The organism is Massilia sp. TWP1-3-3, from assembly GCF_049897805.1.
Taxonomy (GTDB): domain Bacteria; phylum Pseudomonadota; class Gammaproteobacteria; order Burkholderiales; family Burkholderiaceae_D; genus Telluria_A.
Genome location: NZ_JAFCWX010000001.1, coordinates 16,059 through 40,681 on the forward strand (window position 1 = coordinate 16,059; position 24,623 = coordinate 40,681).

Annotated in this window: 23 protein-coding genes; 12 read left to right on the forward strand and 11 right to left on the reverse strand. The window is 64.6% G+C overall.

The genetic code is table 11. The annotated features are described in order from the left end of the window. Positions 1–46: 46 nt before the first annotated feature. On the forward strand, positions 47–1,129 hold the full coding sequence (locus ACP7D4_RS00080; RefSeq protein ID WP_426103585.1) for a phospholipase A: 1,083 nt from the start codon (positions 47–49) through the stop codon (positions 1,127–1,129). A gap of 84 nt (positions 1,130–1,213) precedes the next feature. Here the strand turns inward: ACP7D4_RS00080 and ACP7D4_RS00085 are convergent, their stop codons facing one another. Together ACP7D4_RS00085 and ACP7D4_RS00090 are read right to left on the reverse strand one after the other, a co-directional pair. Next, complete coding sequence (locus ACP7D4_RS00085; RefSeq protein ID WP_426207436.1) at positions 1,214–1,342, reverse strand: hypothetical protein; 129 nt, start codon at positions 1,340–1,342, stop codon at positions 1,214–1,216. Between the two features lie 101 nt (positions 1,343–1,443). After that, entirely contained in the window at positions 1,444–2,982 is a 1,539-nt protein-coding gene (locus tag ACP7D4_RS00090) for a hypothetical protein (RefSeq protein WP_426207438.1), read from the reverse strand. 620 nt (positions 2,983–3,602) lie between these two features. Here ACP7D4_RS00090 and ACP7D4_RS00095 point away from each other — a divergent pair. Beyond that, positions 3,603–5,183: an isocitrate lyase gene (locus ACP7D4_RS00095; protein ID WP_426103583.1), complete on the forward strand. Its 1,581-nt coding sequence runs from the start codon at positions 3,603–3,605 to the stop codon at positions 5,181–5,183. Between the two features lie 67 nt (positions 5,184–5,250). On the opposite strand, the gene ACP7D4_RS00100 is transcribed toward ACP7D4_RS00095, so the two are convergent. Both ACP7D4_RS00100 and ACP7D4_RS00105 read right to left on the reverse strand, forming a co-directional pair. Further along, a complete protein-coding gene (locus tag ACP7D4_RS00100) occupies positions 5,251–7,305 on the reverse strand; it encodes a M13 family metallopeptidase (RefSeq protein WP_426207439.1) in 2,055 nt (684 codons plus the stop codon). Positions 7,306–7,436: 131 nt separating this feature from the next. Then, on the reverse strand, positions 7,437–7,976 hold the full coding sequence (locus ACP7D4_RS00105) for a DUF2058 domain-containing protein (RefSeq protein WP_426103581.1): 540 nt from the start codon (positions 7,974–7,976) through the stop codon (positions 7,437–7,439). Positions 7,977–8,116: 140 nt separating this feature from the next. Between ACP7D4_RS00105 and ACP7D4_RS00110 the strand changes: the two genes are divergently transcribed. From ACP7D4_RS00110 to ACP7D4_RS00135, 6 genes are all read left to right on the forward strand, one after another. Beyond that, the gene (locus ACP7D4_RS00110; RefSeq protein ID WP_426207440.1) at positions 8,117–8,428 is read left to right on the forward strand and encodes a metalloregulator ArsR/SmtB family transcription factor; all 312 of its coding nucleotides are present in this window, start codon (positions 8,117–8,119) and stop codon (positions 8,426–8,428) included. Further along, positions 8,425–8,832 (forward strand): hypothetical protein, encoded by a 408-nt coding sequence (locus ACP7D4_RS00115; RefSeq protein ID WP_426207441.1) that lies wholly within the window; start codon positions 8,425–8,427, stop codon positions 8,830–8,832. Before ACP7D4_RS00110 ends, ACP7D4_RS00115 begins: the two co-directional genes overlap by 4 nt. 11 nt (positions 8,833–8,843) lie before the next feature. Then, positions 8,844–9,182, forward strand: a complete 339-nt coding sequence (locus ACP7D4_RS00120) for a rhodanese-like domain-containing protein (protein WP_426207442.1) — start codon at positions 8,844–8,846, stop codon at positions 9,180–9,182. Positions 9,183–9,391: 209 nt separating this feature from the next. Next, positions 9,392–10,144, forward strand: a complete 753-nt coding sequence (locus ACP7D4_RS00125) for an ice-binding family protein (RefSeq protein ID WP_426207443.1) — start codon at positions 9,392–9,394, stop codon at positions 10,142–10,144. 159 nt (positions 10,145–10,303) lie between these two features. Beyond that, positions 10,304–11,209 carry a CAP domain-containing protein gene (locus ACP7D4_RS00130; RefSeq protein WP_426207444.1) on the forward strand — a complete coding sequence of 302 codons (906 nt, stop codon included), beginning with the start codon at positions 10,304–10,306 and terminating at the stop codon, positions 11,207–11,209. An 80-nt stretch (positions 11,210–11,289) separates the two neighbouring features. Then, on the forward strand, positions 11,290–11,718 hold the full coding sequence (locus ACP7D4_RS00135) for a DUF2177 family protein (RefSeq protein WP_426103575.1): 429 nt from the start codon (positions 11,290–11,292) through the stop codon (positions 11,716–11,718). Here the strand turns inward: ACP7D4_RS00135 and ACP7D4_RS00140 are convergent. Continuing rightward, positions 11,705–12,445: a LytR/AlgR family response regulator transcription factor gene (locus tag ACP7D4_RS00140; protein WP_426103574.1), complete on the reverse strand. Its 741-nt coding sequence runs from the start codon at positions 12,443–12,445 to the stop codon at positions 11,705–11,707. The genes ACP7D4_RS00135 and ACP7D4_RS00140 overlap by 14 nt on opposite strands. Further along, positions 12,442–13,593 carry a sensor histidine kinase gene (locus ACP7D4_RS00145; protein WP_426207445.1) on the reverse strand — a complete coding sequence of 384 codons (1,152 nt, stop codon included), beginning with the start codon at positions 13,591–13,593 and terminating at the stop codon, positions 12,442–12,444. Before ACP7D4_RS00145 ends, ACP7D4_RS00140 begins: the two co-directional genes overlap by 4 nt. A gap of 345 nt (positions 13,594–13,938) precedes the next feature. Between ACP7D4_RS00145 and ACP7D4_RS00150 the strand changes: the two genes are divergently transcribed. Next, complete coding sequence (locus ACP7D4_RS00150; RefSeq protein WP_426207446.1) at positions 13,939–15,786, forward strand: hypothetical protein; 1,848 nt, start codon at positions 13,939–13,941, stop codon at positions 15,784–15,786. Positions 15,787–15,901: 115 nt separating this feature from the next. Here ACP7D4_RS00150 and ACP7D4_RS00155 read toward each other — a convergent pair whose 3' ends face one another. The 4 genes from ACP7D4_RS00155 to ACP7D4_RS00170 all read right to left on the reverse strand — a co-directional run bounded on the left by ACP7D4_RS00155 (position 15,902) and on the right by ACP7D4_RS00170 (position 21,633). Then, positions 15,902–16,135: a hypothetical protein gene (locus ACP7D4_RS00155; protein ID WP_426207447.1), complete on the reverse strand. Its 234-nt coding sequence runs from the start codon at positions 16,133–16,135 to the stop codon at positions 15,902–15,904. 99 nt (positions 16,136–16,234) lie between these two features. Then, positions 16,235–19,552 (reverse strand): SNF2-related protein, encoded by a 3,318-nt coding sequence (locus ACP7D4_RS00160; protein WP_426207448.1) that lies wholly within the window; start codon positions 19,550–19,552, stop codon positions 16,235–16,237. 34 nt (positions 19,553–19,586) lie between these two features. Continuing rightward, on the reverse strand, positions 19,587–20,210 hold the full coding sequence (locus tag ACP7D4_RS00165) for a phospholipase domain-containing protein (protein ID WP_426207449.1): 624 nt from the start codon (positions 20,208–20,210) through the stop codon (positions 19,587–19,589). Then, positions 20,116–21,633 (reverse strand): phosphocholine-specific phospholipase C, encoded by a 1,518-nt coding sequence (locus ACP7D4_RS00170; RefSeq protein ID WP_426207450.1) that lies wholly within the window; start codon positions 21,631–21,633, stop codon positions 20,116–20,118. Before ACP7D4_RS00170 ends, ACP7D4_RS00165 begins: the two co-directional genes overlap by 95 nt. Positions 21,634–21,738: 105 nt before the next feature. Between ACP7D4_RS00170 and ACP7D4_RS00175 the strand changes: the two genes are divergently transcribed. Genes ACP7D4_RS00175 through ACP7D4_RS00185 form a run of 3 tightly spaced genes read left to right on the forward strand, consistent with a single transcriptional unit; the run spans position 21,739 to position 24,306 of the window. Then, on the forward strand, positions 21,739–22,134 hold the full coding sequence (locus tag ACP7D4_RS00175) for a GntR family transcriptional regulator (RefSeq protein ID WP_426103567.1): 396 nt from the start codon (positions 21,739–21,741) through the stop codon (positions 22,132–22,134). Continuing rightward, the gene (locus tag ACP7D4_RS00180) at positions 22,127–22,954 is read left to right on the forward strand and encodes an ABC transporter ATP-binding protein (protein WP_426103566.1); all 828 of its coding nucleotides are present in this window, start codon (positions 22,127–22,129) and stop codon (positions 22,952–22,954) included. The genes ACP7D4_RS00175 and ACP7D4_RS00180 overlap by 8 nt, the downstream gene beginning before the upstream one ends. Beyond that, positions 22,951–24,306, forward strand: coding sequence for a hypothetical protein (locus ACP7D4_RS00185; protein WP_426207451.1), 1,356 nt, complete (start codon positions 22,951–22,953; stop codon positions 24,304–24,306). The genes ACP7D4_RS00180 and ACP7D4_RS00185 overlap by 4 nt, the downstream gene beginning before the upstream one ends. Here the strand turns inward: ACP7D4_RS00185 and ACP7D4_RS00190 are convergent. After that, positions 24,303–24,608: a hypothetical protein gene (locus tag ACP7D4_RS00190; RefSeq protein WP_426207452.1), complete on the reverse strand. Its 306-nt coding sequence runs from the start codon at positions 24,606–24,608 to the stop codon at positions 24,303–24,305. The two genes, ACP7D4_RS00185 and ACP7D4_RS00190, sit on opposite strands and share 4 nt — an antisense overlap. Positions 24,609–24,623 lie beyond the last annotated feature (15 nt).

Sequence of the window (24,623 nt, forward strand, 5' to 3'; positions counted from 1 at the left end):
AAGCGAGCGCGCCACGCTCTTTCCCCTTCCTATAGAAATTATTTGTATGCACCTTGCCGTACCCCGAATCGTCGTCGCCACCCTCCTCCTGTCCACCGCCGCCGCGCAGGCTGGCGAACTGGAGCAACAATTGCTGCGCTGCTCGGCGCTGGGCGACGCCAGCGCCCGCCTTGGCTGTTTCGATGAGCTGACCCGCGCGGCCACCGCCGCCACCGTGGCGGGCAACCCCACGGTGGACCGCACCGTCGCCCCCGCCAACCCGGCCGCCGCAGCCACAGCCGCCGCCGAACCCAAGGTGATCGCGCCGGTGGCGTCGGCCACTGCCGCCCCGCCCGAAACGCCCATTTCGCGCACCGAGCAATCATGGGAACTGGTGCCGTCGGCCCGGCGCGGCGTGTTCTCGTTCCGTCCGCACCACGAAAACTACCTGCTGCTGGCAAACTACAGCGCGCAGTCAAACACCGAGCCCTACCGCGCGCTGACGCCGGCCGGGCTGCCGCCCAAGCGGGTGGAAATCAGCTATCAGCTCAGTTTCAAGGTCAAGGCGGCCGAGCAGGTCGCCGGCTCGCCGATCGATATCTGGCTCGGCTACACGCAGCAAAGTTTCTGGCAAGCGTATAACCGCGCCGCTTCCAGCCCGTTCAGGGAAACCAACTATCAGCCAGAAGTCATGGCGGTGGTGCCCATCAAGAAGGAATTTGCGGGGCTTCACTTCCAGTATTTTAACGTCGGCATCGTGCACCAATCGAACGGCCAGACCAGGACGCTGTCGCGCAGCTGGAACCGGATGTATGCCGAACTGGGCGTGGACCGCGGCAACTTTTCAGTGGCGGGACGGCTCTGGCGGCGCCTGGACAATGCCAAATCGAACAACGACAACCCGGACATCACGGACTTCCTGGGCCACGGCGACATCCACGCCGTGTACCGCGACAACGGCTATGAATATTCGGTCACGGCGCGGCGCAACTGGCGCACCAGGCACGGCGCGCTGCAGGCGGCCTGGGCTTATCCGATCACGACCAATCTGAAGGGCTACCTGCAAGTGTTCTCCGGCTACGGACAAAGCCTGATCGACTACAACTATTCGCAAAAATCCATTGGCGCCGGTTTCAACGCCGACTTTTAAAAAAAGTGCCGGCCCCTGCCAGCCCCATTAAAAAAGCCGCCCTCAGGTGGCTTTTTTTGCTACGCGGAAACGGCCGCGAGCTGATCAGTTCGCGATCAGGTAGATGACGACCAGCACGACCGCCGGAATACCCAAAATCCATCCCAATACATATTTGCCCATGCTTGCTCTCCTGTGATTGTCACTGCTGGAGAACAGCATGGCAGGGTCCATGCACATGCTCTGTACGGTGCTGCACGGAAATCGGCATCTTGCCTCACTGGTTGACACTGAGGCTGTAAGCGCCGCCGGCGTTGCTGTAATAGCTGGACACTTCAATCGTGTACACGCCGCCGCTGCCGGCAGGCAAGGTAAAACTGTCGCTGCCGTACGGGATGCGAGTTGGTGCCGCCACCGCCGTCGTCATCGGACTTGATCACCACGCCGGAGGGGTCGCGCAGAAAGAGGTAGGTGTCGAAGGCGGACGAAGTCAGCAGGATCGTCACCTGCCGCCCCGGCATGCTGGAAAACGTATAGCGGTCGGTGTACAAATTGGCGCCGCGCGCGCAGGCGCTGCAGGCCGACGCCTGCAAAGTGCCGCTCGACGGTAAAGCGCTGCCAAGCGCATTCGTGCAGGCACCCGGCGCACCCGCCGACGCTTGGCTCAGGCCAAAAGTGGAGGACACGCCGGGACCGGTCACCGCGCCGTTGGCGCTGCGCGCCGCGCCATTGTTGGCGCCCACGGAGAACGAAAAACTGCCGTCGCCGGTACCGTCCGCACCCACGGTGAGCGTGACCCAGCTTGGCAGCGCGCCCACATGCCACGGGCAACTGGCAGCTGCGCTGACGCTGACGGCGCCGCTGCCCCCACCTGCCGTCAGCGCCGCGCTGGTCAAGCTCAAGGCGGGTGCGCTCGGGCACAACGGGGCCGCTTCCTGGTTCATGGTAAACGCGCCGCTCATGTCCAGCGCATCGATCCGGCCCTGGCCGCTGCGCGCGGCGCCCCCGTTGGCCGCAACCGCATAGCTGACGCTGCCGTTGCCCTTGCCGCCCAGGCTTGAGGTGGCCGTCACAAAGCCGGGCAGCGCGCTGATGCGCCACGGGCAGCTCGGTGCGGCGCTCACGTTAATGGCGCCGGTGGCGGCGCAAGACTTGAGCGCATAGGTGGGCGAAAAGGTCGGCATCGACGGGCACGCCGGCACGGATGGCTGGGTCAGCGTGGCCGTCTCGTTGCCCAGCATGAAGCTGGCCGTGCGCGGCGAGCCGGTGGTGTTGGGCGCGGCCATGAAACCCATTGCCAGGCTGCCTTCGGCCGCCATTTCCAGCGCTTCGCCAGTGACGCGCGTGAGCCAGGCGGGCAAGTCGGCCGCGTCAAAGTGGCAACCCGGCGCGCCCGTCACGGTCCAGCTGAGCGCGCCGCCGTCGCCGTCCACGCCTTGCGCGGGCAGCGGCAGCGCCAGCTTTTGCGGGGCGCACGCCGGGTCCCATAATGCGGCACTTGCGGTGGCGTCGTTAAGGGCGGCGCCGCCGGCCAGCAGCAGCTTGCCGTTCGACAGCCGCGTCACGCTGGTGTCGCGCGTGGCTGCGCGCTTCGGCCCCGTGACATTCCACGCGCCCGTGGCGCTCTGGTAATGCATCAGATTCCTGGACGTGGGGCTGGTCAGGATGACGTTGCCGTTCTCGAGCAGCGTGGCCGTATCGATCTTGAGCGGCTCGGGCATGGCCGTGGCCTGGTGATACGTGCGCGCAGCGCCCAGGCTGCCGGTGGTGGTGGCGCCGGTGCTGGCGCAGTAGAGCGCCAGCACCGGCAACAAGGCACAGGCCAGGACGCTCATGGCGGAGAAACGGGTAGGTGGCACGCGCGAAAGTGGCAAGGTTTTCTCCTGGACGGTGGACGGCGCAGGTGGACGGAATAAGTGGACAAGATCAGGTCGATCCAGGATGTGTCGAGCCTCAAGCTGCTATGCGCATTTACAATATTGCTGTAGCGCATTTTTTTCTACGATCAACTTTGGCGCAAGGTTTGCACAAATCCCACACTGCGATGTGCCCGCCACTTGCGCCGCACCAGTTAGCCTGCCCCGCTGGCGTGCAGGTTGACACCGTCTTTACAGCATGCCATCCTAAAACGTCGCCTTCGCGGGACCAGACGCGGCTTCCAGGCGGCGGCGCTGTGTTTTCGCATGCCTGGATTGCTTGAGCTGAAAAACCATTTCACAATGTGAGAGGCAGCCCGCCTGCAAACCCCGCCGACCATCCCATTTTTTGAAAATTCATTCCACATACCGAAATGCAAGTACCAAGTGCTTGAAAACGCACGAAAAAAATAGAGTTATATGTCTTATATAAGACTCGATCGTTTTCGAAAAGTCGTCTATCATTCTTGTGTGCAGTTTTGCTTTCGATTTCCGCCCCCGGGCAGTGCGAGCGTGAACAGAAGGTGCGTTTCGAATCCGATTTTTCTCATTTTTGCTTCATCATCTAGGAGATTCACATGTCCCAGTATCAAGACGACATTCAAGCCATCGCCAGCCTGAAAGACAAAGAAGGTAGTGCCTGGAACGCGATCAATCCTGAGTCCGCCGCACGCATGCGCGCCCAGAACCGCTTCAAGACCGGCCTTGACATTGCCAAGTACACCGCAAAAATCATGCGCGACGACATGGCGAACTACGACGCCGACTCGTCCAAGTACACCCAGTCGCTGGGTTGCTGGCATGGTTTCATCGGCCAGCAAAAGATGATTTCGATCAAAAAGCACTTCAACAACACCGACCGCCGCTACCTGTACCTGTCGGGCTGGATGATTGCCGCGCTGCGCTCCGAGTTCGGCCCGCTGCCGGACCAGTCGATGCATGAAAAAACCGCCGTCGCCGACCTGATCCGCGAGCTGTACACCTTCCTGCGCCAGGCCGATGCGCGCGAACTGGGCGGCCTGTTCCGCCAGCTCGACGCTGCCGAAGGCGCCGCCAAGGCTGCCATCCAGGACCAGATCGACAAGCACATTACCCACGTGGTGCCGATCATCGCCGACATCGACGCCGGTTTCGGCAATGCCGAAGCGACCTACCTGATGGCCAAGCAGATGATTGAAGCCGGTGCCTGCTGCATCCAGATTGAAAACCAGGTATCGGACGAAAAGCAGTGCGGCCACCAGGACGGCAAAGTCACGGTCCCGCATGAAGACTTCCTGGCCAAGATCCGCGCCGTGCGCTACGCCTTCCTGGAACTGGGCGTGGACGACGGCCTGATCGTCGCCCGTACCGACTCGCTCGGCGCCGGCCTGACCAAGCAGATCGCCGTCACCCGCGAGCCGGGCGACCTGGGCGACAAGTACAACTCGTTCCTGGACGTGGAAGAAGTGTCGACCGAATCGATGAGCAATGGCGACGTCGTCATCAAGCGCGACGGCAAGCTGCTGCGCCCGAAACGCCTGCCGAGCAACCTGTTCCAGTTCCGCGCCGGCACCGGCGAAGAGCGCTGCGTACTTGACTGCATCACGTCGCTGCAAAACGGCGCCGACCTGCTGTGGATCGAAACCGAAAAACCGCATATCGCCCAGATCGGCGGCATGGTCAGCGCGATTCGCAAGGTGATCCCGAACGCCAAGCTGGTCTACAACAACAGCCCATCGTTCAACTGGACGCTGAACTTCCGCCAGCAAATGTTTGACAGCATGAAGGCCGAAGGCAAGGATGTTTCATCCTACGACCGCGCCAAGCTGATGAGCGTTGAGTACGATGCGACCGAACTGGCGCTGGCCGCCGATGAAAAGATCCGCACCTTCCAGGCAGATTCTGCCCGCGAAGCCGGCATCTTCCATCACCTGATCACGCTGCCGACCTACCACACGGCCGCCCTGTCGACCGACAACCTGGCCAAGGATTACTTCGGCGACCAAGGCATGCTCGGTTACGTGGCCGGCGTGCAGCGCAAGGAAATCCGCCAAGGTATCGCCTGCGTCAAGCACCAGAACATGTCCGGTTCGGACATCGGCGACGACCACAAGGAATACTTCAGCGGTGAAGCAGCCCTGAAAGCGTCGGGCAAAGACAACACCATGAACCAGTTCTAAACACTGCAGACAGTGACAAGAAAGCCCGCTCAAGCGGGCTTTTTTTCGTCCGTAGACCCACTTCACTTCACCAAAAAATCACCCGCTGCTCCGGCGGCAAATACATTTTGTCGCCCGGTTTGACGTCGAAGGCCTGGTAAAACCCCGGGTGATTGCGCATGCTTCCGTTGACGCGGAACTCGGCCGGCGAATGGGGATCGGACTTGACCTGCGCGATCAGGCTCGGCTCGCGCGCCTTGCCGCGCCGCGCCTGCGCCAGGCCCATGAACAGGCGCTGCTCGGCGCTAAAACCATCAATCACCGGCCCCTCCTTGCCGCCTTGCGAGATGCGGTACGCGCGGCTGGCCATGACCGCGCCCGCGTTGTCGGCAATATTTTCGCCCAGCGTCAATTCACCATTGATGAAGTATCCCGGCAGCGGACTGTAGGCGCCGTATTGCGCCACCAGCACCTTGCCGCGCGCGGCGAACTTGGCGCTGTCTTCCTTGGTCCACCAGTTGCGCAGGTTGCCGTCGCCGTCGTACTGCGCGCCCTGGTCGTCAAAGGCGTGGCTGATCTCGTGCCCGATCGAAATGCCGACCGCGCCATAATTGATCGCCGGCTCGGCGTTCGGATCGTACAAGGGGTACTGCAGGCGCGCAGCCGGAAACACGATCTCGTTCATCTCCGGGCTGTAATACGCGTTCACGGTTTGCGGCGTCATTTCCCACGCCAGCCGGTCAACCGGCTTGCCCAGCTTGGCGATATCGTGTTCATGCGCAAAGGCGCGCGCGCGCATCACGTTGCCCAGCAGGTCCGCGCGCGCCACCTTCAGGGCGCTGTAGTCGCGCCATTTGTCGGGGTAGCCCACCTTCACGCCAATTTTCGACAGTTTGACCTGCGCCTGTTGCTTTGTCTCGGGCGACATCCAGTCCAGCGTGGCGATGCCATCCTTGAACGCGGCCAGGAAGTTTTTCACCATCGCTTCCACCTGCCGCTTGCGCTCGGCCGGGAAATGCGCCTTCACGTAGGCCGCGCCCACCGCTTCGCCCATCGCGCGGTTCACTTCACCAATGGCGCGCTGCTGCAACGGCCGGTTCACTTTCGCGCCCGACAGCACCACGCCGCGAAAGCCAAAGCTCTCGTCGGCGAACGGCTGCGACAGGAAAGGCGCCGTTGAACTGAGCAGGCGGAAGGTGAAATACGATTGCCAGGTTGCCAGCGGCGTCTCGTGCATGATGGCATCCAGCGCGCCCAGGTAGCTCGGCTGGCTGACGATCAGTGACGTCACCTTGCCTTGCACACCAGTTCCCTTCAGGTAGGCCGGCCAGTCAAAGCCGGGCATCAGCTTGTTCAGCGCGGCCAGGTCGAGCTTGTTGTAAGCCTTTACCGGGTCGCGGTTGTCGACTGCGCTCCACTGAGCGCGCGCGATCTCGGTCTCGAGCGCGACGATGTTCGCCGCTTCGGTCGCCCCCTGCTCGTGGCCGGCCAGCGCCAGCATGCTTTGCACGTGCGCCTGGTACTTGGCGCGGGTGGCCGCCAGCTTGGCGTCATCGAGCGCAAGGTAATAGTCGCGGTTGGGCATACCAAGACCGGACTGCGAAATATTGACGATGGTGCGTGTGGCGTTGCGGTTGTCCTGGCCCACCGACAGGTTGAGCGGCGTGCCCACGCCTATGCGCGTAAAGTGGGCGATCAGCGCTGCCAGCTGGCGCGTGTCGCGCAGCGCGGCAATGCCGGCCAGCTCGGCCTTGAGCGGCGCGAGACCGAGCGCGTTGCGGCGCTTTTCATCGATGAAGCTGGCGTAGTAGTCGCCGATCTTGCGCCCGTCCGCGCCGGCCTGCGGGTCTTGGTCTGCCTTTTCAACCAGCGCCAGGATTTGCTTCTCCACATTATCCTGGGCGATGTTGAAAGCGCCCCAGCTGGCACGGTCCGCCGGAATCTCGACGTCATTGAGCCACTTGCCCAGCGAATAGCGAAAGAAGTCATCCTGGGCGCGCACCGCGCTGTCGTGCGAGCCGACGTCAACGCCGGAGCGCGCGGCCTCCACGATTGGCGCCGCCGTGGCCAGACCCGCCGAGGCCACGCACGACATGCCGGCCAGCAGCCCCACGATGACGGTATTGCACAAGGTTCGTTGCATGTTTCGCTCCTGACGAGGTTTGTTGTCCGTCAGATGCTAAAGCAGACGGTGGTCACTGAACAGGCCACGCGCGATAAATCGGATATGCATGTGTGGCGCCGCCGCGTACGTACGCAGCGCGCGCCCCGCGGCTACCACATCAGGTCGTCGGGAATCTGGAACGCCGCGTACGGATCGTCGGCATCGACCTCGGTGCTGGCTTTTTTGTTCACACGGACTACCATCGAGGCGTCGCGTTCGGCGATCTTGTCGGCAATCACGCGCGGCACCAAGTCGGTGGCCGTACCCTGACGCACGATCACCAGGCGCCCCGCCATCAGGTGCGCCTGCACCGCGGCCGATACATAGATCCGGTCGATCTTGTTGTTGTGCGTGAAGTTGTAAGCGATGTCGCCATTGCCCTTGTTCTGGCGGTTCTTTTGTACCATTTGCGCAATCTGCGCCAGGATCGCCTTCTGGGTGGCGGCTGCATCGCGCTGGGCGTTCGCTTCGCGCGCCTGTTCGGCTTTCTTGCGCTGCGTTTCCAGCGCGGCCAGGCGCACTTCATCGACCGTCTGCGTGCCGCTGCGGCGCTCGTCCTTTTTTTGCTTGGTCTTTTCCTGGTTGGCCTGCTTGGCCTTGTTCTTGTCGACCAGGCCGGATTTCAAAAACTGCTCTTGTAACGAGGCCATACTTGCCACTTTCGTAAAATAAAGGCACCTGCGCGCGCCGGTGCAAAGGCGCTAGCATAGCAAACCTGGCGGCCCGGCAGATTGGGGATTGCCGCCGATTTTGCTTGCAATAGTTCGATGGTTAGCTAATAATCGATCACATGAGCACAATCTTCAAAGCCTTGTCCGACCCCACCCGCCGCCAGGTCCTGCAGCATTTGCAGCAAGGACCGCTGGGCGCGGGCGAACTGGCCGACCTGTTCGACGTTTCCAAGCCAACCATGTCGGCCCACTTTGCCGTGCTCGTTGCGGCCGGTCTCATCGCGCCGGAAAAGCAGGGGCGCACGATCACTTACCGCCTCAAGCTGTCGGTGCTCGAAGATGCACTGCTCATGTTTGCGCAAACGTTCGGCCTGCAGGTAAGCCGCCCGGAAACGGGCACGACCAACTCGTCATCGAAGGAGAAACCATGAGTGCCGCCAATACCGCTTCCCCGCTGGGCCGCTCCCTGCTTGCCGCGGCCATCATCATTGCCGTCTCGGCCGCACTGGCATGGCTGGCGCCGGTGTATATCAGCACCGAGCTGTCGCACCGGCTGCTTGGCGCCATGCTGGGCGCGGTGGTGGTGGTGTATGCCGACGCTATTCCCAAGGCGCTGGTGGCACGCGCGCGGCGACGCTGCACGGCCGCGCAAGACCAGGCTGCGCGCCGCTTTGCCGGCTGGGCACTGGTGCTCGGCGGCCTTGGCTACAGTACGGCCTGGCTGTTGGCCCCGTTCGCCATGGCTGGCCTGATCGGTGGCGCCGTGCTCGCTTTTGCGCTGATTCTTGCCGTGCTGCGCTGCGTGCGCACCGGCGCCGGCAACGCACCAAGCTGAAGGAGGATGCCATGTTCGCCATGCTGATGGGACTGAAGTCCATCTCACCACAAGACTTGCACGTGCGCATGCAGGGTGGTGCGCTGACCATTATCGACGTCAACTCCCGGCAATCGTGGCAGAAGGCGCGGGTGCCGGGGGCGATCAATCTGGGCGTCGACTTCGATGCGGGCGCGCTGCCGGCTGACAAAAGCGCGGGCTTGGTGTTTTATTGCTCGAATCCACTGTGCAGGAAGGCGCCGGGCGCTGCCAGGCGCGCAAAGCAGCTGGGGTACACGGACGTACGGGTGATGTCGGCCGGTATCACGGGCTGGACCGCGGCCCGGCTGCCGGTCGAGAGCGCCGGCTGACCATTTTCCCGCGCCTTCGGGCGCGCTTCTCGCTCCTGAATGTCAAATATGGAGCCCAGTCAAATGTAACTTGTGTAACTAAGCGCGCTACCGCACACAATAATGTAAAGCAACAACTGTATAACGTAGGCACTGCAACGGCCCCCGTGCCGGCCCATTCATCACCCGAAAAACCCGGTGGTGGATGCGCAAAAAATAGAGAGAAACCCATGACCCGTTTTGACACCCAGCCACGCGCCTTATTCCTTGCCACGCTGTTGAGCGCACTGCTCGCAGTGCCCGCCATTGCCGGCGCAGCAAGTTCACAGGCTCCGGTCAAGCTCGGTTCAGCGGGCACCTTTGCCCTGCTGAGCAAGACCGGCATCACAGATGTATACGCTTCGGTCATCAACGGCGACGTGGGCGCCAGCCCGATTACCGGCGCGGCCATTGGTCTTACCTGCGGTGAACTCGCCACCGGCATCCTCTACACCGTCGATGCCGCCGGCCCGTTGCCTTGCAGCGTAACCGCGGCCACCCTGCTCACGTCAGCCGTGAGCGACATGCAAACTGCCTACCTCGATGCAGCCGGCCGTGTGCGCCCGGATTTCACTGAACTCGGTACCGGCGAAATCGGCGGCTTGACGCTCAAGCCAGGTCTGTACAAATGGGGCACCGACGTCAAGATCTCGACCGACGTCACGCTGACCGGCAGCTCGACCGATGTGTTCATCTTCCAGATCGCCGGTGGCATCAAACAGGCCAGCGCCACGCGCGTGAACCTGACCGGCGGCGTGCTGGCCAAGAACGTGTTCTGGCAGGCAGCCGACGTGGTCACGATCGGCACCACGGCCCACTTTGAAGGCGTCGTGCTGGCCAAGACCTTGGTCGCCGTGAAGACCGGCGCAACGATCAACGGCCGCCTGCTGGCCCAGACCGAAGTGACCCTGCAAAAAAATACCGTGACCCAGCCCGCGCCTTAATTGCGCACGCTGGCCGCGATGAGCGGCAAGATAAACGCACCAAGAAAAACGCCAACCCTGGGGTTGGCGTTTTTTTCGTCCGGCCACATGCGCTGGCAGTCATGGCGTATCCTCCTGGAACCGACATTGCCCGTAACGTCAGGACGACATTTTCTCTTCATGGAAACGAAAAGCACGCTGTACTTACAATTGCACCATGCCGCGCGCCCGTACGGAGCGCCAGGCCTGGCCCTGGCAGTGGCGCTGCTCGCCGCCAGCCCCGTGCTGGCCGGGCAGCGCGACCCGTTGATCGACGCCGTCAATGCCTACCGCGCCGCGCCCGGCCGCTGCGGCGAGCGCGTACCGGCTCCGGTGGCGCCCCTTGCCGCGCATCCGGCCCTGGCCGATCTGAACATCGGCGCCGGCGTCTTCCTCGACCAGGTGCTGGAACGGGCCGGCTATCCGGTGGCGCAGGCCGACGCCATTTCGGTCAGCGGCGCGGGCGAAGCCCGGTCAGTGCTGGCCGCCATGCTCGTCACGCACTGCGCCGCACTGCTGAACCCGCAATTTACCGCTGCCGGCGTTACGCGCACGGGCGACACCTGGATGCTGGTGCTGGCCCAGAGCGCCCCGCCGGCGCCGGTGCGCATGCTGCCGGACGCGCACAGTGCCGGCCCGGCAATCCTGGCGGCCGTCAACGCGGCGCGCGCCGCGCCGCGCACCTGCGGCAAGCAACAGTTCGACGCTGCCGCGCCGCTGGCCTGGAATAACGCGCTGGCCCAGGCGGCGTTCAGTCACAGCAGCGACATGGCCGAGCAGCGCTATTTCAGCCACCAAGGCAAGGACGGGCGCCAGGTGGCGCAGCGCGCAACACAAGCGGGCTATGGCTGGCGCCTGATCGGCGAAAACATCGCCGCCGGGCAAGATAGCGCGGCCGATGCCGTCGCCGGCTGGCTCGACAGCCCGGGCCACTGCGTCAATATCATGAACCCCGGCTTTACCGAGATGGGCGCGGCCTTTGCCATCAGCGGCGGCGAGCGCGCCGGCCGGGTGTACTGGACCCAGGCACTGGGCGCGCCACGCTGAACGGCGCGTCACGCAGGTTTGTGTTAGCGTTCAAGAACTTACTTCTGAAATTGAACAGTTATCCCGCAAAGGTTCCCCGCATGAGTGTCCGCAAGCTGCTGTTCGCCTTTTTCGCCACCATGCTCACGCTGCTGGCCATCGACGCCCTCTGGCTTACCGTGCTGATGGGCGCTACCTACCAAGCGTATATCGGCGCGCTGATGCTGGCCGAACCGAAGCTGGCGCCGGCAGCGCTGTTTTACGTGTTGTACCCGATGGGACTGGTCGTGTTTGCCGTCGCGCCCGCCGTGCGCAAGCGCGACTGGCGCGCCGCGGCCGGGCTGGGCGGCCTGCTTGGCCTGGTGGCATATGGCACCTATGACTTGAGCAACCTAGCCACCTTGCGCGGTTGGCCGTGGCAGCTGACCATCATCGACATGGCCTGGGGCACGTTGCTGTCGGGCGTGGCGGCTGGCGCGGGCTATGCCGCGGCCACGCATGCTCCCGCCAGCGCCGCTACATCTGCTTGAACAAGCCCTGGTACGCCACCGACACCCTGATCCGCTCCGGCCGCTCCTTCAGGATCACTTCCATGTTCTCATCGACCCGGTACACGCTGGCCACGTGCCGCACGTTGACCACCGCGCTGCGGTGCACCTGCCAGAACCACTGCGCATCGAGCTGCTCGATCAACTCGCGCAGCGGCATGCGGATCAAGGCTTCGCTGTCGGCCGTCACCACGCGCGTGTACTTCGCGTCCGACTCGAAATAGTGGACGTCGTCCACGTGGATCAGCCGCACTTGCGCGCCGACTGACGCCTTGATCCATTGCAGCGCCTGCGACGGCGCCGCATGCGCGCTCGGCACTGGCGCTGGCGCCCGGCTGGCCACGCCCTGCACGATGCGCTCCTTCAGGCGCAGCACGACCTTTGCCAGGCGCGCCAATTCGACCGGCTTGAGCACATAGTCGGCCACGCCTTTTTCAAATGCGCTCAAGGCGTAGTTGTCGTACGCCGTCACCAGCACCACGATGGTTTGCCCGCCCAGCGCCTCGGCCACTTGCAGGCCGGTCATGCCGGGCATGCGGATGTCCAGGAACGCCAGCGTGGGCCGGTGCGCCTGGATCGCCTGGAAAGCGTCAAGGCCGTCGCGGACCGTGGCCAGCACGGTCAGTTCCGGCCACACCTGCGCCAGCGCGTCGACCAGGCCGGCCAGCGCGAACGGCTCGTCGTCGGCAATGATGGCGGTCACGGTCATGCGGGGTTCCCCGCAATGGTGACGGTGGCGCACACGCCGCCGCCATGCGCGGCGCTGATGTCGAGCCGGGCGCGGCCCTCATAAGCTGCGGCCAGGCGGTCGCGGATGTTGCGCAATCCCACGCCGCCGCTGACCGTCTCGGCCGCACCAAACCCAACCCCGTTATCCTCGACGCTGATGACAATCTCCCGCTGCGCGCCAAGCGCGACGCTGCGCGCCAGCACGGCAATGCGCACGGCGCCGGTTTTCATTTCAATGCCGTGCTTGATGGCGTTTTCCACCAGCGTGTGGATGATCAGCGCGGGAAAGGCCACTTGCGCCAGCGCCAGATCGCAGTGCACGTTCACCTCGAGGCGAGCGCCCATGCGCACGCGCACAATGTCCAGATAGGTCTGGACCGACGCAAATTCGCGCTCCAGCGTCGACGCCGCGCCGCGCACTTCCGGAATCGCTTGCCGCAGGTAGCTGATCAGCTTGGTCAGCAAAAAATCGGCCTGGGCCGGATCGTTGCGCACCAGGTGCTGCACGCTGGCCAGGGTATTGAACAAAAAATGCGGCTCGATCTGCGCCTTGAGCATCTGCAGCCGGGCTTCTGCCAGCGCCTGGCCTTGCTCGGCGGTGTGCCGCTTGAGCGCTTCATTGGCAACGCGTTCGTGCCACAGGCGGATGATCACCAGCCGCCAGTAGCTGGTGGCAATCAGGAAGCCGACGCCAATTTCCGGAAAAAAGCGCATGAAGCGCGACACATTGGCAATCGGCTGGACTTGCTGCAGCAAAAAAAATGCCAGGTGGCCCAAAGGCAAGCCGAGCACCGCCGTGAGTGCAGCCCAGGCGGCAAATATCCGGTTGGACGGCGGCCGGTCCGGATGCTTGTCGAGCGTGTGCGCCAGCCAGGTGCTCACCGCAACGGGCGGCAAGACGCACAACATCATGGCAATGCCCGTCCAGCGCCTGGGGGAACGGTTTGAACTCCACCACATCAGCAGCTCAAAGGCGACAATGGCCGCCATGAGCAGGAACTGCACCAGCACGGCCTCGCGCGAAATGCGCGTAACCCACACGCCGCTGTGCACCGACAAATCGTTACCTTGATATACCAGACTGCCCGCGCGGCGCAGCCCCTTCCAGAGCGTGTTGAAAAGTTTCATTGTGTTTCAAGTGTAATGGTTGCGTTGCAGATCGACAATCGATCCCTAGAGCACGGCCAGCGCCAGCACCAGGAACAGCCCCATCAAAACTTGCGCCATAACGGCCGCAAGCGGCACACGGCTCACTATCAGATTCATGGAAAAGTCCTCGCAGCGTTGTTGTGGTGCGACGAGGATAAGCGCGCCACCGCCCCCCGGGGAAACGCGTGCGACGAACACCGGAATCGAAGGGACCAGTGCGGGGCGCGGCGGACGAACGCGCGGCGGGAACTCGCCGCCCCGCCCCGCATCTAAGCTACTCCGACGTCGCATTCGGCCCCATACGCACAGGCCGAAGGGGGAATTATGAAACTGAAACAGACGATCATTGCCGCATCGCTCACTGGTGGTGCGCTATTTGCCGTAACCTTCGTCAGGCCGTCGCTGGCCGCGTTCGATCCCATCGCGTTCGATCCGGTCGCGTTCGATGCCATCGCGTTTGATCCCGTCGCGTTCGATCCTTTGTTTTCCTCTGGCGCTGCGTGCATGCCAGCACAAGGCGGCCCGCCGCTGCTCTTGGCGCGGCTGATCCAGGCCCAGGGCGAAACGGCGCCCTTCCGCTCTGCGCAGCAAGGTCCCATTCAGATCAACGCAGCCCTGCCGCCACTGTTTGCCGACCTGGGAAAACTGCATGTTCCCGTCAGTACGGCCAACCCCAGGGCCCAGGCATATTTTGACCAGGGCATGCGCCTGACGTTTGCCTTCAACCACGCCGAAGCGGCCCAGGCCTTCCGCGCCGCCCAGCGCTTCGACCCCGGCTGCGCCATGTGTTTCTGGGGCGAGGCACTGGTGCTCGGTCCCAACATCAACGCGCCCATGTTTCCCGCCGCCGCAGCGCCTGCCGCAGCGGCAGCCGCGCAAGCGCTGCGCCTGGCCGGTAGTGCGCGCCCGGCCGAACAGGCCTTGATCCGCGCCGTCGCCCGCCGCTACACCCACGAGACGGCGGCCGACCGGGCCCCGCTCGACCGCGCCTACGCCGACGCCATGACCGAGGCCGCGCACGCCTTTCCCAACGACGACACGATCCAGGTCTTGTTCGCCGAAGCGCTGATGGACCTGTCGCCCTGGGATTACTGGGAAGCGGCCGGCAGCAAGCCCAAGAACCGCACCGCCGAGATGGTCGACGCGCTCGAACGGGTACTCGAGCGCAACCCCACCCATCCCGGCGCGGCCCACTACCATATCCACGCGATGGAAGCGTCGACCCACCCCGACAAGGCCTTGCCGGTGGCGCGCGTGCTGGCCCGGCAAATACCGGGCGCCGGCCACATTGTGCACATGCCGTCCCACATCTACTACCGGGTCGGCATGTACAAGGAAGCGCTGCAGGCCAACCTGGACGCGATTGCCGCCGACGAACGGTACTTCCGCCGCTCCGGCAGCGATCCGGTCTACAAGGGCGCCTACTACCCGCACAACATCCACTTCGTGATGGTGTCGGCACTGATGGGCGGCGACGGCAAGACGGCGCTCGCCGCTGCCGCCAAGCTGGACCGGGCGCTGCCGGCGGCGCTGCTCAAGGACTTTGCCAACTTGCAGCCAGTCAAGGCCGCGCCCTATTTTTCGCACGTGCAGTTCAGCCGTCCGGAAGTGCTGCTCGCGCTGCCCGATCCCGGCCCCGACCTGGTGCTGGTCCGGGCCATGTGGCATTACGCGCGCGCCACCGGCTACGCCCGTACCGGCGCGCTCAGCGAGAGCCAGAAGGAAATCGACGCCATCGCGCAGATCGAGCGCACGGCCGACTTTACCCCGATTGCCAAGTGGGGCATCCCGGCGCAGGACATGGTGCATACGGCGCGCGCAGTAGCGGCCGGGCGCCTGGCTGACGCTGCGGGCGACTTGCCGCGGGCGATCCGGGCTTACCAGGAGGCGGTCGCGGTGCAAGATGCCCGGCCCTACACCGAGCCGCCGTACTGGTACTACCCGGTGCGCCAGTCGCTGGGCGCCGTGCTGCTGCGCGCGGGCCGGTTAGACGACGCCGAACAGGCCTTTCGCGCCTCGCTGGCGCGCACGCCGTCGAACGGCTGGGCGCTGCGCGGGCTGGTCGAGGTGTATCGCCAGCGCGGTGACGCGGCCGCACTGGCAGCGGCGCAAAAACGCTTTGCGACCACGTGGCTGGGGAAGCCCGGCGGGCCGGCGCTGGCCGTGCTGTAGCGTTTTTAACAGTTTCCTCAATCGACAACGCCAACCCACAGCTTGGCGTTGTGATTGACGGCTAAGCGCACGCGGGCCGGAGCGAACGCCGACCTTGCGTGCGCGCCAGTATTCGTCAGCGGCGTGCTACCCCGCCGTGATGCCGGCATTGGCGCACCACGCGCCGCGAGCCGTCGCGGCAGCGCACCAGCTTTTGCGCCCTCACGCGCGGCGCCATGCGCTGCTGTTGCTCGATCTGGACCGTCGCCGCGCCGGGGTTGATGGGACGGGTGCTGCCCGATTCGAAGTGGACCTGGGCTTGCGCGCTTCCGGCAAGCACCATGGCCAGCATGCAAAGTAGTTTTTTCATCGTATTCCCAAGTCAATGTGTTGGAAAACGATTGTCGCACGTTAGCACCGCAGGGCGCCGTCCAGGACGGCACCCTGCCTTTGCCGTGGCTGCAGCGCGCTACTTCTGTTCGTGCAGCGGCGCCAGGATGGCTTGCAAGTCGTCCTGGGTCAGCGCCAGGTTTTGCGAGGCGCCGCCGTCGAGCACGGCATCGGCCAGGTCGGCTTTCTTGCGTTGCAATTCCTGGATTTTCTGTTCCAGCGTGCCGCGCGCAATCAGCTTGTAGACAAACACCGGCTTGTCCTGGCCGATGCGCCAGGCGCGGTCGGTGGCCTGGTTTTCGGCCGCCGGATTCCACCACGGATCGTAGTGGATCACGGTGTCGGCCGCCGTCAAGTTCAAGCCCACGCCGCCCGCCTTCAGGCTGATCAAAAATAGCGGTACATCGCCGCGCTGAAAAGCGGCCACTTGACCGGTGCGGTCGCGCGTTTCGCCCGTCAGCAGCGCGTACGCTATGGCGCGCGCGCGCAGCTCGTCCTCGATCAATGCCAGCATGCTGGTAAATTGCGAGAACACGAGGATCTTGCGCCCTTCGTCGAGCAGCTCGACGATCATGTCCATCAGCTCGACCAGCTTGGCCGACGGCGCCGGGGCACCCTTTTTGCCGGCGATCTTGACCAGGCGCGGGTCGCAGCAAACCTGGCGCAGCTTAAGCAGCGCGTCGAGGATCACGATCTGGCTGCGCGCCACGCCCTTGCTGGCAATCGCGTCGCGCACTTTTTTATCCATCGCCAGGCGCACCGTTTCGTACAGGTCGCGCTGCAGCCCGGTCAGTTCGACTTCGCGCACCATCTCGGTCTTGGCCGGCAATTCCTTGGCCACCGCGTCTTTGGTGCGGCGCAGCAAAAATGGCTTGATGCGGCGCACCAGAAAATCCTTCCGGCTGGCGTCGCCCAGCTTTTCGATCGGTTTGCGGTAATTCGCATTGAACGCTTTTTCCTCGCCCAGCAGGCCGGGCATCAGAAAATGAAACTGCGACCACAATTCGCCCAGGTGGTTTTGCAGCGGCGTGCCGGTCAGGCACAGGCGATGCGTGGCCACCAGCAATGCTGCCGTCTGCGCCGCCTTGGCGCGGCTGTTCTTGATGTATTGCGACTCGTCCAGGATCAAGAGGTGGAAGCGCTGCGCGCGCAGCTGCGTTTCGTCGCGCGCCAGCAAGGCGTAGGTGGTCAGCACCAGGTCGTACTGGCCGATATGGGCAAAATGCTGCTGGCGCTCGGCGCCGTGCAGCAGCAGCACGCGCAGGCCGGGCGCAAAACGCGCCGCCTCGGCCTGCCAGTTGCCCATCAGGCTGGTGGGCGCCACCACCAGTGCCGGCGAAGTCAAACGGCCGGCTTCTTTTTCCACCAGAATGTGGGCTAGCGTTTGCACCGTCTTGCCCAAGCCCATGTCGTCGGCCAGGATGCCCGCCATGCCAAACTCGCGCAGGAACTGCATCCACGCCAGGCCGTCGAACTGGTAGGCGCGCAAGCTGGCCTGCAAGCCCGCCGGCGCGGCGACCGCCTGCACGCCCTTGAAGTCGCGCAGCTTGTGGCCGAGCGCGCGCAGTTGGGCGCCGCCCGCCCAGCGCAGGCGCGCGCTCGCCTCCAGTTCGGCCAGGCGCGCCGCGTCCAGCGCCGACAGGCGCAGCGTGCTGCCTACGTGGTCGGTGAAATACAGTTCGCCCAGGGTGCGCAAGATGGGCTTGATGCGGCCCCAAGGCAGCGCCACGCGCACGCCGTCGGGCAGTTGCGCGAGCAATTGTTCATGGTCCGGATGGGCTTCGAGCGCAGCCGGATTGAATTCGTGCGGCGCGCTGCCGATCAGCTGCAGCAGCAGCGGCATGAGCGCCACGCGGCTGCCATTGACGACAATGCCAAGTTCCAGGTCGAACCAGGCGCTGCCCCCTTCGTCGCCCTGCTCGACGTCGGCATACCAGTCGTCGACCTCGGTCAGGTCGAACCGGAACGACGGGTCTTGCTCGATCTCCCAGCCAGCCTCGCGCAGCAGCGGCAATTGCTCGCGCGCGAAGCGCATCCAGGCGTCGAGGTGCGCCAGGCGCCGCATGCCCTTGAGCGCGGCCGGCACCGAAAAGCCGAAGTCGGCCAGCATGGCTGCCGCTGCTGCTTCGCGCGCCATGTCGCGCACGATGGTTTCAAAACCGGCCGCTGTATGCCGGTGGATGTCGCCGGCGGGGCCGGCGCGCTCGCCGTCGTAGTCGAAGCCGAGCACCGCGTAGTCATCCCAGCCGGTCTGGCCGGTATGCGGGTCGCGCTTGGCAATGCTGCCCAGCCACAGCACGGGTAGCGGCGCGATATCGCTGCGCACCGAGTTCTGCAAGTTGGGGGGCGCGGGCAGCAGCAAACCGAGGCCCTGCTCGACGATGCGGCGCGCGACGGCGTCGCGGTCGCGCGGGCTGACCGGCGGCGCGTGCAGCAGCAGCGCCTGCAGTTCGGCGATCGGCACCGTCCGGGCCGAATCGGGCAGGATGAATTCGCCCACCCGCCCGCCATGCACATACATGGGCGGCACGGTTGGCAAGACGCAGGCCACCGCTTCGGCGCCCGTGAACTGCCAGTCCAGGCGCAGACTGTCGCTGTGCTCGCCCTCGGAAATCCAGGCGATCTGGCCGGCGCGCGCCGGCCCCTGTTCCAGCAACTGAAGGTTGCCGGTCTTGAGGTCGCTATGCTCATCGGCCCAGGCCAGCGCGCCACCGTCGAGCGCCTGGCGCAGGAAGCGGGCGCCGTCTTCGCCGTGCACCTCGGCGGTCGGAGAAGCGTACAGGCCGCCGTTGGCCATGCCGACCAGCAGCGCCACGGCGGCCCGGTCGGCAGCCCGGACAAACGGCTGCGTGTTGCGCAGCAGGCTGTAGGAGTCGCCGAACAGGGTGGCGGAAACGACCTTGCCGTCGTCCATTTTTGCCTTGGCCACGCGCACATCGATGCGGTGGAAGATGTGATCGGGCTGCAGCACGAACAGCAGGCGCAGCGACGCGGTCCGCACTTTTTTTGGCTTGGCGGCGCTCTTGTCGGCGATCTTTTGCATCTGCTCGACCTGCTGCAGCCAGGCCGACATGGCTTGCGGGACGACCGGGCCGGCATCGGGCTCGTTTGCCATGAACGGTTCCCGGTCCAGATACGCGAGCAGGGCCGCCACCACGTGCTTGCAATTCGATTGCATGGGACAAGAGCAGTCGCCGTCAATGACGACGCCCGACTTGGAGGCGCCGAATGAAATGGACTGGCGGTACAGATGGCCGCCGCTACCGCTCACTTCGCTCTGGATCACGCCGCGCACCATCGCCAGCGCGCGCACCTTGCCGCGCTGCGCATAGTCGTGGCCCCGGGAATAGGTGCCGCGATCGTAGTGTCGAAGGATATCGTTCAGGGAGAATTGCATGGAGGGACGGCCGGGACATGGAGCAAGGCAGTCATTATCGCAGAACGGCGCCCATCGCCGGGTCGCTGATGCCGTCGCTCCCGGTTTCGATGCGCCAGGCCAGACGCCGCAGGTAGCCGGGCCACGCGTGCACCTGCACGCTCAGGTCGTACCAGTTGCCGCTGGCGGCAAGCGGCCAGAGGCGCACCGCGCTCGCGCCTGGCGCGACGGTGACAATCCAGGCCGGCGCGCCATAGACGTTGTCGCTGACCGTGCAGGCGAGCGCGCCAGGTTCGGGATTGGCCAGCGCGATGGCAATGCCGTCAACGCCATCAGCGCAGCGCACTGCCAGGCCTTGCGATCCGTGGCCGCAAAAATGGCGATGAAAGCCGTTCGGGCCCAGCACCCACAAGTCGTAGCCGCCGTCGGCGTCGGGCAGCCAATCGGCCCGCAGCTCCTTGCCCGCTTCAACCGTGTAGCGGCGCGGTCCAAGCTGCAGGCGGCGCTCGTCATAGACATGGAACACGGCGCCGGCCTGCCCGCTGTTGACGAAGGCAAGCGCGATGCGGTCATTGTCGATCAGGTCATGGACGTGCAGCACGTAGGGCAGCGCGCGCGATGGTTTGGTGCCGCCCTGCTGCACAGGCAGGGAGGCAAGCGGCGGCGGCGCCGGCAACACGGTGCCGGCCAGTTCGCGCGCGCGCGGCCAGCTCGCCGGTGGCGGGCAGCGCGGCGAAAAACGCGCGATCATCCGGACGGGTGAAGTCAAAAGCGCTCGTCAGGTCGCCGCACACGGCGCGCCGCCATGGCGAAATATTCGGCTCCGGCACGCCGAAACGCCGCTCCATGAACCGGATCACGGAGCTGTGATCGACCACCTGCGAATTGACCCAACCGCCCGTGCTCCACGGCGAAATCACATACATCGGCACGCGCGGGCCCAGGCCATAGGGGCGGTGCATCAGCTCCGGCGTTTCGCTCGCCTCGGTGCTGGCAAATTCGTGGTATTCGCCGGCCGTGGTGACCGTCGAGGCGCCCGCCAGCACGGCCTGGTCCGGATCGGCGTCCCAGCGCTGGTACGAGGGCGCGGCCGGGGGCGGCATGTGATCAAAAAAGCCGTCGTTTTCATCGAACATCAGCAGCAGCACGGTCTTGCTCCACACCTGGGTGCATGCGCTGAGCGCCCCGATGACGCCCGCCGTGTAATTGGCGCCCTGCGCCGGGCTGGAAGGGACGGGATGCTCGGATCCGTCGGCGGTGGCGACGATGAACGACACCTGCGCCAGGGTGCCAGCGGCAACGTCGGCGCGCAGCTGGTCCAGCGTGCGGGTGCTCATGCCGCGTTCGCGTAGCGCAGGATCCGATCCGCTCACGCCGGCTAGGGCGTCGCGAAATGCCTTGAAACCGGCCAGCGGATTGTCGGTGTCGTTGTCGGCCGTGTCTTGGTACACCTGCCAGCTCACGCCCGCCGCCTGCAGGCGCTCACCATAGGTGCTCCAGGTGTAACCGCCGTCCGGGTCGAAAAGCACGTTGTCGTAGCTGTTGCCGATGACCGGACTATGGCCCTGCCGCAGCGGATCGATGCTGCCGGTCCAGGCGTACACGCGGTTCGGATTGGTGCCCGCCTGGACCGCGCAATGGTAGGCGTCGCATACCGTAAAGGCGTTGGCCAGCGCGAACTGGAAGGGGATGTCCGCTTGCGTGAAGTAGCCCATCGCGTGCTTGTGCTTGTGCGTGGGCCAGGCATCGAGAATGCCGTTGTTCCAGGCGCGCTGCGCGTCCGGCCAGGTGTGGGGCGTTCCCGCTGCGCGCATGTGCGCGAAGGATTGTCCGGTATCGAGATGGAATGGCGAGATCAGTGTGCCATCGGCGGCGCGCTGGGTCCAGACGTCGCGCTCCTGCCCGCTTGGGGCGAGAGCTGAAACGGGAACCGGGATCGGGAAGCGGTCGCCAAAGCCGCGCACGCCGGGCATGGTGCCGAAGTAATGGTCGAAGGAACGGTTTTCCTGCATCAGGATGACGATGTGCGCCACGTCCATGATGGTGCCGCTGCGGCAATTGTCTGGAACTGCGCTACCGGCCGGCTTTTTATTCGACGCCATAACTTGCTTCCATTAACTCGCTAGCAACCATTCTATTACAGCAATACTACCAGCGCGCTGAAAAGAACTAGCTAGGTGAATTATTGTAGTGATACACTGATTCACATGGACTTTGACATCTTTCCGAACGCCCCAACCCCGATCTACCGCCAAATTGTTGAGCAGATACGGCGCCGGGTCGCCAGCGGCCAGCTCAAGCCTGGCGATGCGCTGCCTTCCGTGCGCGCCGTGGCGCAGCACTATGCGATCAACCCGATGACCGTCAGCAAGGCCTACAGTTTGCTGGAAGGCGAGCAACTACTGGTGCGGCTGCGCGGGGTGGGCATGGCCATCGCCGCGGTCACAGGCGTCACGCCGCACCAGGAAAAGCTGGCAATGCTGCAACCGGCGCTCGACGCCGCCGCACGCACGGTCCGCCAGCTTGGCCTGAGCAACGCCGACGCAATGTCCCTGTTTGAACTGAGCCTGCAACAATTTACCCAGAAAGAAGATAATGAATAAGCCGGCCATCAGCGCCCAGCGCCTAACCGTCCGCCACGCCGACGCCACCATTCTCGACCGCATCACCTTCGACATCCCGTCCGGCGCGGTAGTCGGTCTGGTGGGGCGCAACGGTGCGGGCAAGTCGACCTTGCTGCGCTGCCTCGCCGGGCTGCAGGAGCCCGACAGCGGCGCCAGCCAACTGCTGGGGCGAGCCTCGCTTGACCTGGACGACGCCACCCGCGCGCGCCTCGGCTACGTCGGCCAGACGCCTGACCTGCTTGAATGGATGGTGGTGTCGGACCACCTGCGCCTGGTCGGCGAAGCGTATCCCGGCTGGAGCCTGGAGCGCTGCGACGTGCTCGCGGCGCGTTTCCAGTTGCCGCTGGCGGGCAAGGTGGGCGAACTGTCCGGCGGCGACCAGCAAAAAATGGCCCTCGTGATGGCCCTTTCGCACGACCCGGACTTGCTGCTGCTCGACGAACCGGTCGCCAGCCTCGACCCCCTCACGCGCCAGGAATTCATGCGCGCCATGTTCGCCCGCGGCGACGCGTGCGAACGCACGGTCATGATCTCCAGCCATGTCCTGACCGACCTTGAACGGGTGGTCTCGCACGTCGCTTTCATGCGCGGCGGCGTTTTGCAACTGCTCGACACCTGGGATGCCATGCTCGACTACCTGCGGCTGGTGCCGGCCGCCAGCGCCGTGGACCCGGCCGCCATCGTCAGTGCGCCGCCGCGCCACGCGAGCATGATCATCGACACTCGCCACGCGCCCTCACTGGCCGCTGCCGGCAAGGCCATGACACTGCCCGAACTATTCGCGGAACTGAATCAATGAGCACCGCCATCCTCAAACCGATGCGCCATGCACAAGCCTACCTGCTCGTGATGGCGATTTTCCTGGTGTACTGGATCTGCATGCTCGTCTTCGATGCGGCTCCCGGGCGGCCGCTAGCAGCGGCGAGCACCGTGCTGATGTTGCCCGTGATGGGTACCATGTTTTGGGTGGCCCGCTTTCAAAGTGCACAGCTGGTCCGCGCGCTCGTCATGCTCGGCGAACGCCAGTCGCCGCGCCGCCTGCGCCAGAGCCTGATCCGCGGCACCAGCATGCGCCTGGCCCTGACCTGGGCTTTCCTGTCCGCGGGCATCGGTTTGCAATTCCAGCTTCCGCACTCCCCGTACACCCCGCTGAGCGGCGCCGCCCTCGTCTCGCTCACGGCCTGTCTCGGCCTGTTAAGAAGAGCGCCGGGCACTGGCCGGGGGAGCATGGCGCTGGCCTGGCTGCTGGAAGCGGCGCCTTGGCTGGCGGGCGTCGCAGTGCTGATCGGCGGTGTGGACAAGGTGCTCGCCGGGCTTGACGGCTTGCCGCCGCTGCTGCTGGCCGGATGCGTACTGCTGTTCCCTGCCCTGCTATTGGGCACACAGTTGCAACGCGAACGTGGCTTGCAATCGTACCGCTCGCAGCCGAAGCGCACGGGTGGCTTGCACCTCTGGTTCGGTGCGCAACTGCGGCGCTGGACGATCCTCGGCTGGGACCAAAACGGCATCCCGGGCCCCGCTTCCACGGCAGCACTCCTGACACAGCGGGTACTCCAAATCGGCATGCCGCTGGCGCTGCTGACGACCCGGCCGGTGGCCCATGACGGCGTGCTCGACCTGGCGCGCTTGGGCGGCCTGGCGATGGGCGCTGCCTTCATCAGCTGTTCATTGCTGATGCGCGACCTGCACCTGCGCGAACTGCTGGTGCCCGGCGGTCTGCGGCGCGGCCGCATCGCAACGCGCATTTTCGGCTTCACGTTCGCGGCGCAATTGCTGCTCATGCTGGCCGCGTATGCACTGCTTGGCGCCTGGTTGCTTGGCCGCGGCGTCAGTAGTTCACTGTTGCTCGCCAATCTGCTGGGCTATTGGCCAAGGCTGCTGGAATTGGCTCTGATGACCAGTGGCGCGCTGGTACTGGCGGGCCGTTACGGTCCGGCGCGGATCAAGCTGGTTGGGGGTATTTACTGCGTGAGCCTGCTGTTTTCTCCGTCGCTTGACGCTTCGATGCATGTGCGGGTGGCGCCACTCACGTATGCGATCTGCACGCTGGCCGCGTCGGCTTTGCTGCTGTGGTTTGCCAACCGCACCTGGACGACGGGAAAATTGTTCGGCCGGTACGGTCAGCGCCCAGGGTTCCCATCGGCCAGTTAACTGCCGCTATAGAGCTTTTCCGTTGCCTTTTTAAGTTCGGCAAGCGGCAAGAATGGATCCGAAATGGTGAGAATGGCGTGCAAATTGTTCCTCAATTTATCGCGCTCGATGGGTCCTGGCGCAATTGCTGTTTGCAATAAATGAATCGCCATGTCAGCCAACAGTAAACGCTGCTTCTCGCGCCAAGCGTCCGCGGCGTTCTGATCTTGCCTGGTGGCGGGATGGCGAAGGTAGGCTTCTTCCACCGCACTGTGCATTTCCCAACCCGTTTGTATAAGTTCGTGTCGCTTTTTTTCATCCATCCGTCATTCTCGCAC

Bases quoted from the DNA above. Each gene is read 5' to 3' on its own strand.
- ACP7D4_RS00080 (WP_426103585.1), top strand. From the start codon at position 47: ATGCACCTTGCCGTACCCCGAATCGTCGTCGCCACCCTCCTCCTGTCC.
- ACP7D4_RS00085 (WP_426207436.1), bottom strand. From the start codon at position 1,342: ATGGACCCTGCCATGCTGTTCTCCAGCAGTGACAATCACAGGAGAGCA.
- ACP7D4_RS00095 (WP_426103583.1), top strand. From the start codon at position 3,603: ATGTCCCAGTATCAAGACGACATTCAAGCCATCGCCAGCCTGAAAGAC.
- ACP7D4_RS00100 (WP_426207439.1), bottom strand. From the start codon at position 7,305: ATGCAACGAACCTTGTGCAATACCGTCATCGTGGGGCTGCTGGCCGGC.
- ACP7D4_RS00105 (WP_426103581.1), bottom strand. From the start codon at position 7,976: ATGGCCTCGTTACAAGAGCAGTTTTTGAAATCCGGCCTGGTCGACAAG.
- ACP7D4_RS00110 (WP_426207440.1), top strand. From the start codon at position 8,117: ATGAGCACAATCTTCAAAGCCTTGTCCGACCCCACCCGCCGCCAGGTC.
- ACP7D4_RS00115 (WP_426207441.1), top strand. From the start codon at position 8,425: ATGAGTGCCGCCAATACCGCTTCCCCGCTGGGCCGCTCCCTGCTTGCC.
- ACP7D4_RS00120 (WP_426207442.1), top strand. From the start codon at position 8,844: ATGTTCGCCATGCTGATGGGACTGAAGTCCATCTCACCACAAGACTTG.
- ACP7D4_RS00125 (WP_426207443.1), top strand. From the start codon at position 9,392: ATGACCCGTTTTGACACCCAGCCACGCGCCTTATTCCTTGCCACGCTG.
- ACP7D4_RS00130 (WP_426207444.1), top strand. From the start codon at position 10,304: ATGGAAACGAAAAGCACGCTGTACTTACAATTGCACCATGCCGCGCGC.
- ACP7D4_RS00135 (WP_426103575.1), top strand. From the start codon at position 11,290: ATGAGTGTCCGCAAGCTGCTGTTCGCCTTTTTCGCCACCATGCTCACG.
- ACP7D4_RS00140 (WP_426103574.1), bottom strand. From the start codon at position 12,445: ATGACCGTGACCGCCATCATTGCCGACGACGAGCCGTTCGCGCTGGCC.
- ACP7D4_RS00145 (WP_426207445.1), bottom strand. From the start codon at position 13,593: ATGAAACTTTTCAACACGCTCTGGAAGGGGCTGCGCCGCGCGGGCAGT.
- ACP7D4_RS00150 (WP_426207446.1), top strand. From the start codon at position 13,939: ATGAAACTGAAACAGACGATCATTGCCGCATCGCTCACTGGTGGTGCG.
- ACP7D4_RS00155 (WP_426207447.1), bottom strand. From the start codon at position 16,135: ATGAAAAAACTACTTTGCATGCTGGCCATGGTGCTTGCCGGAAGCGCG.
- ACP7D4_RS00160 (WP_426207448.1), bottom strand. From the start codon at position 19,552: ATGCAATTCTCCCTGAACGATATCCTTCGACACTACGATCGCGGCACC.
- ACP7D4_RS00170 (WP_426207450.1), bottom strand. From the start codon at position 21,633: ATGGCGTCGAATAAAAAGCCGGCCGGTAGCGCAGTTCCAGACAATTGC.
- ACP7D4_RS00175 (WP_426103567.1), top strand. From the start codon at position 21,739: ATGGACTTTGACATCTTTCCGAACGCCCCAACCCCGATCTACCGCCAA.
- ACP7D4_RS00180 (WP_426103566.1), top strand. From the start codon at position 22,127: ATGAATAAGCCGGCCATCAGCGCCCAGCGCCTAACCGTCCGCCACGCC.
- ACP7D4_RS00185 (WP_426207451.1), top strand. From the start codon at position 22,951: ATGAGCACCGCCATCCTCAAACCGATGCGCCATGCACAAGCCTACCTG.
- ACP7D4_RS00190 (WP_426207452.1), bottom strand. From the start codon at position 24,608: ATGGATGAAAAAAAGCGACACGAACTTATACAAACGGGTTGGGAAATG.